The organism is Nocardia sp. NPDC002869 (genome assembly GCF_046764065.1).
Taxonomy (GTDB): Bacteria; Actinomycetota; Actinomycetes; order Mycobacteriales; family Mycobacteriaceae; genus Nocardia; species Nocardia rhamnosiphila.
In genome coordinates this window covers 22460-39256 of the sequence record NZ_JBKOOL010000017.1, presented here as the reverse complement: position 1 = coordinate 39256, position 16797 = coordinate 22460, and the positions used below count along the sequence as shown (strand labels likewise).

11 protein-coding genes and 2 pseudogenes are annotated in these 16797 nt (G+C 69.5%); 3 read left to right on the top strand and 10 right to left on the bottom strand.

The features are described from left to right. Nucleotides 1–116: 116 nt before the first annotated feature. The 10 genes and pseudogenes from ACLML9_RS05290 to ACLML9_RS05245 form a co-directional block, all read right to left on the bottom strand. Nucleotides 117–584: pseudogene (locus ACLML9_RS05290) on the bottom strand (CoA-transferase); the annotation flags it as partial. Beyond that, nucleotides 584–1036: pseudogene (locus tag ACLML9_RS05285) on the bottom strand (CoA transferase subunit A); the annotation flags it as partial. The pseudogenes ACLML9_RS05285 and ACLML9_RS05290, both read right to left, overlap by 1 nt. Beyond that, entirely contained in the window at nt 1033–2217 is a 1185-nt protein-coding gene (gene fahA / locus ACLML9_RS05280) for a fumarylacetoacetase (protein ID WP_411944418.1), read from the bottom strand. The gene fahA and the pseudogene ACLML9_RS05285, both read right to left, overlap by 4 nt. Continuing rightward, a complete protein-coding gene (locus tag ACLML9_RS05275) occupies nt 2214–3077 on the bottom strand; it encodes a hypothetical protein (protein ID WP_411944417.1) in 864 nt (287 codons plus the stop codon). Before ACLML9_RS05275 ends, fahA begins: the two co-directional genes overlap by 4 nt. Then, nucleotides 3074–4270 (bottom strand): homogentisate 1,2-dioxygenase, encoded by a 1197-nt coding sequence (locus ACLML9_RS05270; protein ID WP_411944416.1) that lies wholly within the window; start codon nt 4268–4270, stop codon nt 3074–3076. The genes ACLML9_RS05275 and ACLML9_RS05270 overlap by 4 nt, the downstream gene beginning before the upstream one ends. A gap of 95 nt (nt 4271–4365) precedes the next feature. Then, a complete protein-coding gene (locus tag ACLML9_RS05265) occupies nt 4366–5682 on the bottom strand; it encodes an MFS transporter (protein WP_411944434.1) in 1317 nt (438 codons plus the stop codon). A 19-nt stretch (nt 5683–5701) separates the two neighbouring features. Continuing rightward, on the bottom strand, nt 5702–7141 hold the full coding sequence (locus ACLML9_RS05260) for an FAD-dependent oxidoreductase (protein WP_411944415.1): 1440 nt from the start codon (nt 7139–7141) through the stop codon (nt 5702–5704). Then, nucleotides 7141–7923, bottom strand: coding sequence for an SDR family NAD(P)-dependent oxidoreductase (locus ACLML9_RS05255; protein ID WP_411944414.1), 783 nt, complete (start codon nt 7921–7923; stop codon nt 7141–7143). The genes ACLML9_RS05260 and ACLML9_RS05255 overlap by 1 nt, the downstream gene beginning before the upstream one ends. Beyond that, nucleotides 7916–8752 carry an SDR family NAD(P)-dependent oxidoreductase gene (locus ACLML9_RS05250; RefSeq protein WP_411944413.1) on the bottom strand — a complete coding sequence of 279 codons (837 nt, stop codon included), beginning with the start codon at nt 8750–8752 and terminating at the stop codon, nt 7916–7918. Before ACLML9_RS05250 ends, ACLML9_RS05255 begins: the two co-directional genes overlap by 8 nt. Before the next feature lie 49 nt (nt 8753–8801). Continuing rightward, nucleotides 8802–9248, bottom strand: coding sequence for a nuclear transport factor 2 family protein (locus ACLML9_RS05245; RefSeq protein ID WP_411944412.1), 447 nt, complete (start codon nt 9246–9248; stop codon nt 8802–8804). 129 nt (nt 9249–9377) lie between these two features. On the opposite strand from ACLML9_RS05245, the gene ACLML9_RS05240 reads away from it, so the two are divergent. The 3 genes from ACLML9_RS05240 to ACLML9_RS05230 all read left to right on the top strand — a co-directional run bounded on the left by ACLML9_RS05240 (nt 9378) and on the right by ACLML9_RS05230 (nt 16763). Beyond that, on the top strand, nt 9378–10100 hold the full coding sequence (locus tag ACLML9_RS05240) for an IclR family transcriptional regulator (RefSeq protein WP_411944411.1): 723 nt from the start codon (nt 9378–9380) through the stop codon (nt 10098–10100). Between the two features lie 474 nt (nt 10101–10574). Then, complete coding sequence (locus ACLML9_RS05235) at nt 10575–16040, top strand: carboxyl transferase domain-containing protein (protein WP_411944410.1); 5466 nt, start codon at nt 10575–10577, stop codon at nt 16038–16040. Nucleotides 16041–16250: 210 nt separating this feature from the next. After that, entirely contained in the window at nt 16251–16763 is a 513-nt protein-coding gene (locus ACLML9_RS05230; RefSeq protein WP_411944409.1) for an OsmC family protein, read from the top strand. Nucleotides 16764–16797 lie beyond the last annotated feature (34 nt).

Here is a 16797-nt window from a genome sequence, read left to right as displayed (position 1 = left end):
ACACCGCCGCGCCTGGCCCCGCTCCGGCACTGACCGGTCGAACCGCGTCGGCCCATCGAGTGCCCGGTCGGGCAGCACCGCCGATACCGGCCCCCGGCGAGCCGGACCGAAGACCGTTACCGCGCGTCACCCGCGCCGGCGACGAGGAGATCGACGGCCAGCTCGGTGCCGGTCGCCGCCCGCACCTGCTCCACCCCCACCGCCGGGGCGAGTTCGCGCAGAACCGGTCCTTCATCCTCGATATCGATGACGGCGAGGTCGGTGATGATGCGCTGCACCACGCCCTGCCCGGTCAGCGGCAGGGTGCACTTCTCGACGATCTTGGCGCCGCCGGCGCGGTCGGTGTGCTCCATGACGACGATGACGCGACGGGCGCCGTGCACCAGGTCCATCGCACCACCCATCCCCTTGACCATCTTGCCCGGGACCATCCAGTTCGCCAGGTCACCGGTGCGCGAGACCTGCACACCGCCGAGTACGGCGGTATCGATGTGCCCGCCGCGGATCATGCCGAACGAGAGCGCCGAATCGAAGAACGCCGCACCCGCGTTGACCGTCACGGTTTCCTTACCGGCGTTGATCAGTCTTTGGGTGGGGAAGCCACTGCCACCGAACCGTCGGCCCGGTACCGCCAGGGCAGACCGCCCTCGCTGATCGGCGTCCCCACTCCGGCCGGCGTGTAGAACGCGGGTATCCCGGCGCCGCCGGCCCGCAAGCGTTCGGCCAGCGTGCCCTGCGGTGTCAGTTCCACCTCGAGTTCGCCCGCGAGGTACTGCCGGGCGAATTCCTTGTTCTCGCCCACATAGGACGCCGTGACCCGGGCGATCCGCTTGGCGGAGAGCAGGATTCCCAGACCGTGGTCGTCGACCCCGCAGTTGTTCGAGTAGACCTCGAAACCGGTCGCCGGACCCGCGGCGACCGCGGCGATCAATGCGTCCGGGATACCGCAGAGCCCGAACCCGCCGACCGCCAGCGTCGCACCGTCGGCGATATCGGCAACGGCCGCGGCGGGCGACGCCGCCACCTTCGCGCTCATCGGTGCGCCTGCGTGGCGGGCAGGATCCGGGCACGCACCTCACCGAAACCGATCCGGGCGCCCCCGGGCCCGGGGGCGGTGGCCGCGATGGCGATCTCGTCGCCGTCCTCGAGGAAGGTCCGGGTCTCCCCGTTGACCTCGATCGGTTCGGCCCCGCCCCAGGTGAGCTCGATGAAGGCGCCGCGCTGATCTCTGTGGTCTCCGGAGATGGTGCCGGAGGCGAACAGGTCACCGGTCCGCGCCGCGGCGCCGTTGATCGTGGTGTGGGCGAGCATCTGCGCGGGCGACCAGTACATCTGGGCATAGGGCGGCCGAGAGACCAGTTGCCCGTTCCATTCGACGGTGAGGTCGATATCCAGCCCCCATTTCTCCGCACCGCGCAGGTATGGCAGCGGCTCGGGGTCCTGGACCGGGGTGTCGATCCGCGCCGCTTCCAGGGCGGCCAGCGGCACCACCCACGGCGAGATCGAGGTCGCGAAACTCTTGCCGAGGAACGGGCCGAGCGGCACGTACTCCCAGGCCTGGATATCGCGGGCGGACCAGTCGTTGACCACCACCGCGCCGAAGACGTGCTCGGCGAATTCGTCCGGCGTGATCACGGTGCCCGGCGCGGACGGCACCCCGACGACGAAACCCAGTTCGGCCTCGATATCCAGCCGCCGGGACGGGCCGAAGCTCGGGACCTGCTCGGCGGGCGATTTGCGCTGCCCGCAGGGGCGGACGATATCGGTGCCGGATACGAGCACCGTGCTCGACCGGCCGTGGTAGCCGACCGGGAGGTGTTTCCAGTTCGGCATCAACGGCGCCGAATCGGGCCGGAACAGCCTGCCCAGATTGGTGGCGTGCTGTTCGGAGGCATAGAAGTCCACGTAGTCGGCGACCTCGATGGGCAGATGCATCGTGACATCGGCGAGCGCGAACACGGCGTCCGCGGGCACCTCGCCCCGGATCAGTTCGGTGATCCGGGTACGGGCGGCTGCCCACCGCCGGGGACCGAGGGCCATGAAATCGTTGAGCGACGGACACGCGAACACCTCGTCCCCCAGGGCGGCGACCAGATCGACGACCATATCCGCGACCCGGACACCGACGCGCGGCGTGGTGCCGGGGGTGGAGAAGACGCCGTAGGGCAGATTGTCCAGCCCGAAGGGGGAATCGGCGGGGATATCGATGACGGTCATGAGGCTGATCTTTCGGAGACGGGCCGCAGGGCGGCCGGAAGCAGGTTCAGATCCACCAGTTCGGTGAGGGGGTCGTGGATACTGCAGGTTCCGAACGAGCGGAAGGCGCCCCGCACGGCTTTCTCCTCGGCTTCCGGCAGCGCGGCCAGCTCGGCGGCGATCGCGGCACCGTTCCGGTTCGCCAGCACTGCCTCGAGCGCGCCGGTATCGGCACCGGCGAGAGCCAGGCGGGTCGCGAACAGCAGGTTGAGGAAGCCGTGTTGTTCGAACCCGGTGGTGTGATCGGTATTGCGGACGGCGTGATGCAATCCGGCGGTGGCCTTGAACGGGACCCCGGCGGCGACGGCCGACCGCAGTGCCGCCGCGAGTTCCCGCTCGTCCGGATAGGCCGCGGCAACGATGCCGCCGGTGCGGAACTTCGCCGCGTAGGGCGAGCCGGCCAGCCGCTCGAGGAATTCCGGTCGCCGGCCGTCCCGCGGCACCTCGACGTACACCTCGAGGCCCGCGATCCGGCCGCCGAGCGGATCGAGCGCCGCGAAGAATTCCGTCGCGGACAGCCGCGCCGGAGCGGCGATCTCCAGACCCGTCACCGTCAGCCCGTCGATCGCGGCCGCCTGCTCCAGCGCCGGAGCAACGGTCCCCGGCCCCTCCGGGGCGGTGAACACCACGTGCAACGAGCCGGGTGCTCGTCGCGCCAGTTCGGCGAGCCGCGGGACGGGGAAGATCAGCGGTCCGACGAGCGCGGCGAAAACACTGTCCCGATAGCGCGAGTGCGCGGCCAGCGCGGCGGGCAGCGGCGCGTTGCCGGGTGGGAAGAGCGCCGCGTCGTCACATAGCCCACGCAGCAGAGCGGGGATCACGCGCTCGCCTCCCCCAGCCACGACCACGCGTACTCGGGATCCTCGCACGCGAGCGCGCCCTCGCCCAGTTCCAACGGGGCGAAGGTGTCGACCATGACCGCGGTCTCCGCGACGGATTCCAGGCCGAGCGAACGTTCCATACCGCCGGGCTGCGGGCCGTGCGCGTGCCCGCCCGGATGCACCGACACCGACCCGAGGGCGATACCGGAACCCTTGCGCGCCTCGTAGTTCCCGCCGCAGTAGAACATGACCTCGTCGGAGTCGACATTGGAGTGGTAATACGGCACCGGGACGGCCAGCGGATGGTAGTCGACCTTGCGCGGGACGAAATTGCACACCACGAATCCGGTGCCCTCGAACGCCTGGTGCACCGGCGGCGGCTGATGGACACGGCCGGTGATCGGCTCGAAGTCGTCGATATTGAACGTGTACGGGTACAGGCAGCCGTCCCAGCCGACCACATCGAACGGGTGCCGCGGGTACACCATGCGGGTGCCGACGATGCCACGGGAGGTGCGGTGTTTGACCAGTACCTCCACCTCGGCGCCCTCGGCGAGCAGGACGTCGCGGGGGCCGTGCAGGTCGCGCTCGCAATAGGGCGCGTTCTCCAGCAGTTGCCCGAACCGCGAGAGATACCGTTTCGGCGGCACGATATGGCTGCTCGACTCGATCGCGTACGCGCGCAGCGGTTCGTCACCCTGCGGAAGCCAACGGTGGGTGGTGGAGGTCGGGATCACGACATAATCGCCCGGCCGGGCCTTCAGGGCGCCGAACACCGTTTCCACTCGCGCCGCACCGGATTCGACATAGACGATCTCGGCACCGAGGGCGTTGCGGTACAGCGGCGACTCCTTCGCCGCGACCACATAGGAGATCCGCACATCGGCATTGCCGAGCAGCAGCCGGCGGCCGGTGACCACATCGGTATCCGCCCAGGTTCCGGCCGGGAACAGCGTAGGCAATTTCAGGTGCCGAGGTTTCAGCGGATGGTTGGGCGTGGTGGTCTGGTCGGGGACCTCCCACACCTCGGCGCCGGAGATCGCCGACGGGATCCCGCGGTGATAGAGCAGCGACGAATCCGAGGAGAAACCCTCCTCCCCCATCAACTCCTCGTAATAGAGCCGGCCGCTGTCGTCGCGGTGCTGGGTGTGGCGTTTCGGCGGAACGTTGCCGAGTTGGCGGTAGTACGCCATGACCTGCCTCCTCGTGGAAACGGATGTGGATCGCGGAATGGTGGGCGCACGGCGCCGCCGCGGGTGACCTCGGTCGGCCCGCGGCGGCGACGCGCTCAGTCCACCCGCAGTTCGATGCCCTTGGTCTCCTCGACGAAGAAGACCGTGCCCAGCGTGAGCAGCGCGCAGAACACGAAGTAGCCCGCGGGCGCCAGCGAATTGCCGGTCACGTCGATGAGCCAGGTCGCGATGAACGGTGCGGTACCGCCGAGCAGCATATTGGTGATGTTGTTGCCCAGCGCCAGACCGCTGTAGCGGACCGAGGCCTTCAGCATCTCCACGTAGGTCACATACGAGGCACCGTTGACGACCGAGACGCAGATGAACAGGACCGACTGGCCGACCACCGCCTGCCAGGCGCCCGCCCCGGCCATCAGCACGAACATCGGGACGCCGAGCAGGGCCGCGGCGACGCTGCCCCACAGCAGTACCGGTTTGCGCCCGTAGGTGTCGGCGAGGTAGCCCGCGATCGGCAGCGTGATCACGCCCAGCACCAATGCCAGCGAGGTGGACAGGAACGCCAGCGTCGAGGAATGACCGCCCGTGGTCTGCAGGTAGGTCGCCGCGTACACCGAGGCGATGTAGTAACCACCGGTGATGAGCGCACCCAAGAAGACGATCTTGACCACGGCGCCGCCGGAGGTGCGCAGCAGTTCCATCACCGGCAGTTTCTTCGTCTCACCCTTTTCGGCGAGTTCCTCGAACTGCGGGGTGTCCTCCATATGGTTGCGGATCCAGATACCGACGACACCGATGACCACGCTGAGCAGGAACGGAATACGCCACGCCCACGACAGAATTGTCTCCTCGGAGAAGATCGAGGTGAGGGCGAGCGCGACCAGCGAGGCGATGAGGGATCCGAGATAGGTGCCCGAGTTGACCATCGAGGTCTGGGTCGCGCGCCAGCGCCGCGGCGCCGATTCGGAGACGAAGGCGTTGGCACCGCCGAGTTCGCCGCCGGCGGCGAAACCCTGCAGACACCTGGCCAGCACCAGGGCCGCGGTGGCCCAGACGCCCAGCGTGACGTAGGTCGGCATCAACCCCATCAGCACCGTGGCGACCACCATCAGCAGGATGGTCCACGACAGCGCGCTCTTGCGGCCGTACCGGTCACCGATATGGCCGAAGAAGATCCCGCCGGGCACCCGCAGGAAGAACGCCACCGCGAACGCCGCGAAGGTGCCCAGCAGCGCGGCCGTTTCGTTCTCCGAGACGAAGAACAGGGTGGCGACCACGGTCGCCATGTACCCGTAGATACCGAAGTCGTAGTACTCGACGACGGTACCGACGATGGCCGCGCGGACCACCTTCACCGATGACTGGCCCCCGGCGCCACCGGCGGCCGAATCGGAGCGGTGCGCTTCTTCGGGCATCAGCTCGTGTCCCAACATGTCAGTTACCTTGTGCTTTCGTGCGAGAGTGCGACTCGGCCGCGGCCGCGCGACCGGCGATGCGCCCCATAGTCAATGCGTTGGCGACGGCGTTGCCGCCGCCCACATAGCGGAGTCCGAGGACCCCGCCTCCGGCCTCGCCCGCCGCGAAGAGTCCCGGAACGGGACGCCCGGTGGCGTCGAGGACGGCAGTATCGGAATCGATCTCGAGACCCGTATGGGTGCAGACGAGTTCGGCGGGCAGGATCTCGGCCGCGTAGAACGGTCCCTCGGTGATCGGTTCGAGCCGGGTATCGCTGTGCTTGGCGGCCAGCGAGACATGGCGGCGGAAATCGTCGTCGGCGCCGGCCGGCAACTGGGCGTTCCACCGGTCGACACTGGCCTGCAGCGTCACGGCCGGCACCTCGATGGCCGCCGCGAGTTCGTCCCAGGTATCGGCCCGGGCGGTGCGCCCGGCGGCGGCCTCCTCGGCGACCCGCTCGGGGGTCCAATCGGTGTAACCGGCCGGGAGCCCCACCCGTGCCTTCTCGTCGAAGATCATCCAGGCGGACCCGCCCTGCTGGTCGAGGATGCCGGTGGATACCGCGTAGGGCGCGTCCTCGTCCATGAATCGCCGGCCGTCCCGGTTGACGTACAGCCGCGACGGCGGTGGGAAACCCGATTGCCAGTGGTGGTGTCGCTGGAAGTACACGGTGGGCATGAGCAGACCCCACTCATGCCCGGCCAGTGCGGCATCGACCCGCGCGCCGAATCGAAGATGGTCGCCCCGGCTGCCCGGCGCCGCGACGACGAACAATGCGTCGCCCGCCGCACGAGCCGCCGGGAAGTAACGGTCCACGAAGCCGGGGTCCTGGGCGAATCCGCCGGTGGCCACGACCACCGCACCGCCGCGCACCTCGATACCGTCGGCCACCACCCCGGTGACCCGGCCGTCGGTGACCAGGAGTTCTTCCACCCGGGTGTTGAGTACCACCTCGACACCGTGCCCACGCCGTGCCCGGTCCAGGACCTGGACCAGGCCGTAGCCCTGGTCCTTGGGGACATGCGCCCGCCAGACATCCTCGACGCCCGCCCGGGCCAGACCGGGCTGGTGGGCGTTCCCGGATTCCACGGCGGGAATCTCGACTCCGAGGCCGATGAGCCATTCGAGCGTCGGCGCGGCCTGCTCGCAGAAGGTGTGGATCAGGCCCGGGCGCAGCACCCACTGGTTGAGATCCATGTAGTGCTGGAAGAACTTCTCCGCCGAATCCTCGATACCGAGCGCACGCTGCACACTGGTGCCGGCCGCGGTGAACAGGCCCGCGGACAGCTGGGTGGAACCACCCAGCTCCCGTTCCGATTCGAACAGCAGCACCGAGGCGCCGTCCTCGGCGGCCGAGACCGCCGCGGCCAGCCCGGCCCCGCCGCCACCGATCACAATGACATCGAATGCGTCGTCCACTACAGGCTCCCCTCGGTCTCCGCGACGATGCGGTGGTACAGGCCGTTGGAGACCAGGCCACCGTCGACGGTGACCTCGCTGCCGGTCATATAGCTGGACCGGTCCGACAGCAGGTGCAGGACGGCGTCGGTGATCTCCTGCAGCGCACCCATCCGGCCCATCGGGATGGACCGCAGCGACGACTCCACGAACCCGCCCGAGCCGCTCACCAGCGCCGTGCCCACCAGACCGGGATGGACGGAATTGACCCGGATATTCCATTTCGCCAGGCCACCGGCCGCCGATTTCGACAACCCGGTCAGCCCCCATTTGCTGGCGGAATAGGCCGGCGAGAAGTAGCCGATCTGCCCGGAGATGGAGGAGATGTTGACGATGGAACCGCCGCCGGAATCACGCATGAGCGGTGCCACGGCCTGCATTCCGTAGAACGGGCCGAACAGGTTGATCCGCAGGGTCCGGTCCCAGATCTCGTCCGGGGTGTCCATGAACTCGAGCCGCCGCGAGATACCCGCGTTGTTCACCAGCCCGCCGAGCTCACCGAGCCGGGAACCGACCTCGTCCACCACCCGGGTCCAGTCCTCCCGGTCCGCGACATCGAGGCGGTGGGTGCTGGCGGACCCGCCGGCGGCGACGATCTCCGCCGCCAGTTCGTCGGTGTCGGCGACGTCGGCCAGGCATACATGGCTGCCGAGCGCACCCAGCGCCCGGGCATGCGCGGCGCCCATGCCCGCGGCGGCGCCGGTGACCAGGACCACGCCGGGATAGGTCGGCCGGTCAGACATGGCGGGACCCACCGTCGACGGCGATGCTGTGCCCGGTGACGTAGCGGGCACTGTCGGACAGCAGGAACAGCAGGGGGCCGAACACTTCCTCGGGGGAGCCGAGCCGGTGCAGCGGGACGACCTCGAGCGCGTGCGCGAGGGCCGCCGGATCGTCCTGCACCCAGCGGGTCATCGCGGTATCGATATAGCCGGGCGCGATGGAGTTGACGCGGATTCCCTTGTCACCGAGTTCGACGGCGAGCGATTCGGTCATATGCGCCACCGCGGCCTTCGACGTGCAGTAGGCGCCGCGCCCCCTGCGTACCCGCAGCGCCGAGACCGAGGACATGTTCACGATGGCGCCGCCGGGCGCCATATGCCGGGCCGCGGCCTGGGCGCCGTAGAGCACTCCTTCGACGTTCACCTTCAGAGTCGCGCCGATCTGCTCGGGCGAGATGTCCTCGGCGAGCGCGAACGGGAAGATACCGGCGTTATTGATCCAGAAATCGATCCGCCCGAATTCCGCGACGGCACGCTCGGCGAGTTTCTCGTGATCGGCGGGGACGGTCACATCCGCACGCATCCCGACCACGCGACCCGGTTCCGCCGCGAGCGGCTGCGCGGCGAGTTCGGACCCGATCCCCTGCGCGGTCGCGACGACCTGGTCTTCGTTGATATCGGCGGCCACCACCGACACACCGCGGGTGGCCAGGCCTGCCGCGAACACCGCGCCCATCCCCTGCGCCGCCCCGGTGACCACGGCGACCTTGCCGGCCATCTCCGGGTAGTGCGCGGTCATCGGTGCCGCGTCCGTGCGCCCGGGATTGAGCTGCTCGGTGGTGGTGCTCATCTGTTGTCCTCCGAAATCGTATGGAAATCCGTGCGGGTCGGACCGCGGCCTACCGCTGTGGCGCGTCGTCGCGGGAGACGCGCCGGTGGGCGACCGACCAGCGGTCGCCGGTGAGTTCGAGGCGGTCCGCGAGCGTGGTCATCCGCACCAGGCGCGCGGACCCGCCGCGCGGGGTGGCCACGATCTGCAGGTAGGCGCCGACCTCGAGGGTCGAGGAGTCGAGTCGCCGGACCGCGATATTCGTGACGACGTGCCGATGTACCTCGTCGGCCCCCCGGGCCGCTGCGTGGAACGCGCGCGCGAATTCGGTGAGCGCCGCGGTCCCCGTGACCGGCTCGGGATAGCTCGGTGAGTGGAACTCACCGGCCGGTGTGAAGGTGGCCGCCCAGTCGGCGGCCCGGCCGTTGTCGATGTGATGGCTCTGGAAGCCGTACAGCTGGTGGACCGCGGCGACCGTCGCCGGATCGGGCAGGTCGCCGATCGACACCGTGGTCATCGAATTCTCCTCGACGTGATCGCAGAGCCTCCGCTTGCCCCCACCGGCTCAATGTGCGATAATCGCACGCACTGTGCGATATGAGTGAAGGCTAGGTGTCGCCACTCACAAAAGTCAAGAAGGAACGTGATGAACCACAGCACCGCCACCGGGAGTGCACACGCCACCGGAGTCGAGCTCGACTCCGGAATGTCGAAAACGCTCCACCACGGACTCGACATCCTGGAGAGCCTGGCCCGCCATCCCCACGGGCTGTCGATCACCGATCTCGCGGAGTCCGTCGGCGTGCACCGCACCGTCGCGCACCGGCTGGTCCGCACCTTGGAGGCCCACCGCCTGTGCCGCCGCGACGACACCAAACGCGTCACCCTCGGTGCGGGCCTGGTCACCCTGGCCGAGCCGGTCGAACAGGATCTGCGTACAGTCGCGCGGCCGGTGATGGAGGAACTCGCCGAACGCACCCGCGCCACCGTCCACCTCGTACTGCGCGAGAACGCCACCGAAGTGCGCGCGCTGCTGGTGGTCGAACCGCGCAACGCGCAGGTCCATGTGGCCTTCCGGCCGGGACAGGTCCATCCCATCGACCGCGGCTCGGCGGGCTTGGCGATGCTGGCCGCGGGGCCGCCCGTTCCCGGTGAACGACCCGAGGTCGAGACGGCTCGTGACCGCGGCTACGCCGTCACCCGCGGTGAGGTCGTCGCGACCGTGTTCGGCATCTCCGCGCTCGTACCCCGCCGCCGGGGCGAACCGGAAGCCACCATCGGCATCTCCGTCTTCGAGGTCGACGACGAGCCGACCCTGGCGGTCGCGGTCCGCGACGCGGCCCGGCACCTGGGCACCCTGCTGCACTGAACCCGGCCGTGGCCGGCAAGGCCCCCGGCTGCGCGCGCCGCCGGGGTTCCGGCGACCGGCCGGCTGCCGAATGCCCGGAATGTGCTGTCCGTACCCGACCGTGCACCTCGCCGGGCAGTACTGCGGCCGCCGCCGGATCGGGGAAAGCCACCCGGATTCCCGGCGAGCGGGAACCCGGACGCGCCGCGTCACCTGCACGAACTCGCCACCGCGACCGACCAGGGACGCCCTTCGCTCAATCCAACGATCGGCGACTGTAGCGCCGTGTCGGTGGATTGCGACATGTCTTTCGGGTAAGTGTTCTCCGGATCACTCGGTCACTACGACCCGGCCGATCGACCCGCCCACCGAAAATACGGGCGAGTAGCACCCGCACGCTGTGCACATAGTGGTCCCGCGGGTGCACACTACGCAGAGCCGAGCCGAAAACGGCTCATCCGTGACCGTGCCCCACAGACGAAGGAGCCAGGGATAGTGTTCAGTCGTATCGCCATCGTGAACCGGGGAGAGGCGGCGATGCGCCTTGTCCACGCCGTCCGGGATCTGGCGGCCGAAACCGGGCAGCCGATCCAGACCATCGCGCTGCACACCGATGTCGACCGGAACGCGACCTTCGTCCGGGAAGCCGATATCGCCTACGACCTCGGCCCCGCCGCGGCCCGCCCCTACCTCGACCTCAAGGCCCTCGAGCGCGCGCTGCTGGCGACCGGCGCCGACGCCGCCTGGGTGGGCTGGGGATTCGTCGCCGAAGACCCGGCGTTCGCCGAACTGTGCGAGCAGATCGGCGTCACCTTCATCGGTCCGAGCCCCGACGCCATGCGCAAACTCGGCGACAAGATCGGCGCGAAACTGATCGCCGAAGAGGTCGGCGTGCCGGTGGCGCCCTGGAGCCGCGGCGCGGTCGAGACGGTGGAAGCCGCCGCGGCGGCCGCGGCCGAGATCGGCTATCCGCTGATGCTGAAGGCGACCGCGGGCGGCGGCGGCCGCGGTATCCGCGTGATCAACAACGAGGCCGAGCTCGTCGATGCCTACGAGCGCACCAGCCAGGAAGCGGCCCGCGCCTTCGGCAGCGGCATCGTATTCCTGGAGCGGCTGGTCACCGGCGCCCGGCACGTCGAGGTCCAGGTGATCGCGGACGGCCAGGGCACCGCCTGGGCGCTCGGTGTACGCGACTGCTCGGTGCAGCGGCGCAACCAGAAGGTCATCGAGGAATCGGCCTCGCCGGTGCTGCGGCCCGAGCAGGCGGCCGAACTCAAGGCGTCGGCCGAGCGGCTGGCGGTCGCGGTCGGTTATCGCGGCGCGGCGACCGTCGAATTCCTCTACCACCCGGGCGACGAACTGTTCGCCTTCCTCGAGGTCAACACCCGTCTGCAGGTCGAGCATCCGATCACCGAGATCACCACCGGTTTCGACCTGGTCCGCGCGCAGCTGCACGTGGCCTCCGGCGGCCGGCTCGAGGGCGAACCGCCGGCCGAACGCGGGCACGCCATCGAGGCCCGGCTCAATGCCGAGGACCCCGACCGCGACTTCGCCCCGTCCCCCGGCCGGATCGCGCATCTGGACCTGCCGGCCGGCCCGGGTATCCGCGTCGATACCGGCGTCAGCGAGGGCGACACCATCCCCGCCGATTTCGATTCGATGATCGCCAAGATCATCGCCTACGGCCGTAACCGCGACGAGGCGCTGGGCCGGTTGCGCCGGGCGGTCATCGAGACCCGGGTGATCATCGAGGGCGGCGCCACCAACAAGAGTTTCGTCCTCGACCTGCTGGACCAGCCGGAGGTCATCGACGGCAGCGCGGACACCGGCTGGATCGACCGGGTGCGCGGTGAGGGCCGGCTCGTCTCCCACCGGCACTCCGCCATCGCCCTGGCCGCCGCCGCCATCGACGCCTACGAGGAGGAGGAGCAGGTCGAGCAGCACCGGCTGCTGTCCACCGCCTCCGGTGGCCGTCCCCAGGTACAGCACGACAGCGGACGTCCGCTCGACCTGAAGCTGCGCGGCGCGAGCTACCGGGTGCGGGTCGCCCGCATCGGCGCGCACCGGTTCCGGGTCGGTATCGAGGCGGGTACCGATATCCGCACCGCCGACGTCGATCTCGAACGTTTCGATCAGCACACCGGTCAGCTCGTGGTCAACGGCGTCCGCTACCGCCTGATCACCGGCACCCACGGGCCGGTGCACCTCGTCGACGTCGACGGCGTGACCCACCGGGTCAGCCGGGACGAGGGCGGCGTCGTCCGCTCCCCCGCGCCCGCGCTGGTCGTGGCCACCCCGCTGGAGGTCGGCGCCGAGGTCGAGGCCGGCGCACCGGTACTGGTGCTGGAGAGCATGAAGATGGAAACGGTGCTGCGCGCGCCGTTCCGGGCCCGGCTCAAGGAATGCAATGTCTCGGTCGGCACCCAGGTGGAAACCGGCGCACCGCTACTGCGGCTGGAACCGCTCGCCGAGGAGGGTGACGAGGCCGAGGCCGACACCGCGACCGCCGCGGTCGAACTGGATCTGCCCGCCGAATCGGATCCGCAGCCGCACCAGCGGATCGTCCGCGGCCAGCAGGATCTGCGTAGCCTACTGCTGGGCTTCGATGTCGACCCGCACGACGACCGCCGGGTGCTCGACGAGTACCTGGCGGCCCGGCGCGCGGCCGTGGCGGACAATCGCCGGCCGCTGGCCGAGGAGCTCGAACTGGTGCAGGTCTTCGCCGACCTGGCCGAACTGAGCCACAATCGGTCCTGGGAGGACGACCCCACCCCGGGTCACGTCCACAGTGCCCGCGAGTACTTCCACACCTATCTGCAGAGCCTCGACGTCGAGCGGGCCGGGCTGCCGGAGTCCTACCGCGCGAAGCTCGCCCAGGCGCTCGCGCACTACGGCGTCACCGAACTGGACCGTACGCCCGACCTCGAGGCCGCGGTGTTCCGGATCTTCCTGGCCCAGCAACGGCCCGCCGATACGGTCGAGGTCGTCTCGGCACTGCTGCGCGAATGGCTGAACGAGCCAATGCCGGACCGGGTCCTGCGCGAACCCGTCGGCCTGGCGCTGGAGCGGCTCGTCGCCGCGACCCAGGTGCGGTTCCCGGTGATCGCGGATCTCACCCGCGGCCTGGTCTTCGCCTGGTACGGGCAGCCGGTGCTGCGCCGCAACCGGGCCCGCGTCTACACCGACGCGCGCAAGCACCTCAGCTACCTGGACGCGCATCCGCAGGCGTCCGACCGGACCGCGCGGATCGCCGAGATGGTGAGCGCCACCGAACCGCTGGTGCGCCTGCTGGGCCAGCGCCTCTCGCGCGGCTCCGCGGACAACACCGTCATGCTCGAGGTGCTGACCCGCCGCTACTACGGCAACAAGGACCTCACCGACGTTCGCACCCGCGACGCCGGCGACTACACCTTCGTCGTCGCCGAACGCAAGGGCGTGAGCCTGGTATCGGCCGCCGTCAGCTTCGACTCCCTCCCCCGGGTGGTGGCCGGACTGGCCGAACTGTCGACCGGTTCCGCTTCCATCGAGGCCGATATCTACCTGTCCTGGGAGAACCAGCCCGAGGACTTCGATGCCATGGCGGCGGCACTGCAGGAGGTGCTCAACGCGCAGCCGGTGTCCAACCAGGTGCACCGGATCACCGCCACCGTCGCGGGCAGCGCCAACGCGGTCATGCACTACCACTTCACATTCCGTCCGTCGGCGACCGGCCTCGACGAGGAACGTCTCATCCGCGGTCTGCACCCCTATATCGCGCAGCGGATGCAGATGAAGCGGCTGCACAAGTTCGACCTGACCCAGCTGCCGTCCTCGGACAACGAGGAGGTGTACCTGTTCCGGTGTGTCGCCAAGGAGAACCCGGCCGATGAGCGTCTCGTGGCGTTCGCTCAGGTCCGGGACCTGACCGCGCTGCGTGACCACGACGGCCGGCTGGTCACGCTGCCGACGGCGGAGAGCACCATCGCCACCTGCCTGGACTCCATCCGCCGCGCCCAGGCGGGGCGGCCGTCGTCCAAACGGCTGCAGACCAACCGCATCGTGATGTACGTCTGGCCGCCGATCGATATCACCCGCGGCGAACTGGAGGCGATCGTCGAGCGGGTGCGCCCCACGACCACGGGTGCGGGCCTGGAGGAGATCCTGCTCATCGCACGTCAGCGGGACGCCCGGACCGGTGATCTGGTGAAGCTGGCCCTGCGGATCTCCTTCGACGCCACCGGCGGCACCGAACTGACCGTCGGCGAGCGGTCCGACGATCCGGTCGAGCCGCTGGACGCCTACCGGCAGAAGGTGCTGCGCGCCAGCAGCCGCAACACGGTGTACCCGTACGAGCTCACCGGCCTGCTCGGTGAATTCACCGAGTACGACCTCGACGCCGACCACGCGCTGGTGCCGGTCGACCGGCCCAAGGGCCGCAACACCGCGGCGATGGTGGCGGGTGTGGTGACCACCGTGACCGAGCGGCACCCCGAGGGTGTCACCCGGGTGGTGCTGCTCGGCGATCCCACCAAATCGCTGGGCGCGCTGTCGGAGCCGGAATGCCGCCGGGTGATCGCCGCGCTGGATCTGGCCGAGAAGTTGCAGGTCCCGCTGGAGTGGTACGCGCTGTCCTCGGGCGCCCGGATCTCGATGACCTCGGGTACCGAGAATATGGACTGGGTGGCGGCGGCGCTCAAGCGCATCGTCGAGTTCACCCAGGACGGCGGCGAGATCAATATCGTGGTCGCGGGGATCAATGTCGGCGCCCAGCCGTACTGGAACGCCGAAGCCACCATGCTCATGCACACCAAGGGCATTCTGGTGATGACCCCGGATTCGGCCATGGTCCTCACCGGTAAGCAGGCCCTGGACTTCTCCGGTGGTGTCTCGGCCGAGGACAACTTCGGTATCGGCGGTTACGACCGGGTCATGGGCCCGAACGGGCAGGCCCAGTACTGGGCGCCGAACCTGCACGCCGCCCGGGCCGTGCTGATGTCGCACTACGATCACACCTATGTCGTCCCCGGTGAGAAGGGGCCGCGCCGGGCGCCGACCACCGACCCGGTGGATCGGGACATCTCCGGTTTCCCGCATGTCATGGCGGACAGCGATTTCACCACGGTCGGCCAGATCTTCTCGGCCACGGCCAACCCGGACCGCAAGAAGCCGTTCGATATTCGCACGGTCATGCGGGCGGTGGCCGACCAGGACCACGAGGTGCTGGAACGGTGGGCGGGGATGGCCGATGCCGAGACCTCGGTGGTCCAGGACGCACACCTGGGCGGAATCCCGGTGTGCCTGCTGGGTATCGAGTCGCGGGGCGTACCGCGGCGCGGTTTCCCGGCCACCGACGGTCCGGACACCTACACCGCGGGCACCCTGTTCCCGCGATCGTCGAAGAAGGCCGCGCGGGCGATCAACGCGGCCAGCGGCAACCGGCCGCTGGTGGTGCTGGCGAATCTGTCCGGCTTCGACGGTTCCCCGGAATCGATGCGCAAACTGCAGCTGGAGTACGGCGCCGAGATCGGCCGCGCGATCGTCAACTTCCAGGGTCCGATCGTGTTCACCGTGATCTCGCGGTACCACGGTGGTGCGTTCGTCGTGTTCTCCAAGACGCTGAACCCGAATATGACCGTGCTCGCACTGGAGGGGTCGTTCGCCTCGGTGCTCGGTGGCGCCCCCGCCGCCGCGGTCGTCTTCGCCGGCGAGGTGGACAAGCGGACCGCGGCCGACCCGCGGGTCCGCGATCTGGAGGCCCGCGCCGCGAACGCCTCCGGCACCGACCGCGCCACCCTCACCGCCGAACTCGACGAGCTCCGGTCCACGGTCCGCACCGAGAAACTCGGTGAGGTCGCCGCCGAGTTCGACCGCGTGCACGATATCCACCGCGCGGTAGAGGTCGGTTCGGTCGACGCCGTCATCCGGGCCGCCGAACTGCGTCCGCGCATCATCGAGGCCATCGAGGCACATCTGGCGGGCTGATTTCCGGCCGCTCGTTCTCGAACGGCATCCCACCGAGCATCGGGTGCCCCGCTTTCGCGGCGGGGCACCCGATGTGCTTTCGAACCCCGCGGCCGTTGCCCTGTGGCAGCGGCCGTTCTGCTGCGCGCCCCGGCGCGGTCCGGCACGGATTGGCCTCAGCGCGAGCACAATCCTGGCCGACCGCCCGCACCGGATCTACCGTCGGCGACCATGACCACCGGCACCACAGCGCTCAACGACATCACCGATGCCACCACGAAGGCCGTGCGGGAGAACCCCGCCGCGGCCACGGTGCTCTTCCGGGCCGCGGGCGCCCCACAGGGCGCGGTGGGCAGCACGATCACCGCGGGCACACACCGCTTCCCGGTGGACGAACCACCGGCGCTGGGTGGCGACGACACCGCCGCCAATCCGGTCGAGGTCTATCTCGGCGCGTTGATCTCCTGCCATATCGTCACCTACCGGTTCTGGGCCCAGCGCCTGGGCCTCGTGGTCGACGACCTATCTGTCGAGGCGGAAGGCGACCTGGACGTGCGCGGCTTCTTCGGTCTCGACGACCGGGTGCGCGCCGGGTTCCAGGCCGTGCGAGTGCGGGTGCGGATCACCGGACCGGAGACCGCCGAGCGCTACGCCGAACTCCAGGCCGCGGTCGAGGCGCACTGCCCGGTCCTGGACCTGACCACCGGGGTGACACCCGTGGTCACCACTCTCGAAACCGACTGAGTCGCGAGAGTGCCCGGGGTCTCGGCGAGTAGAC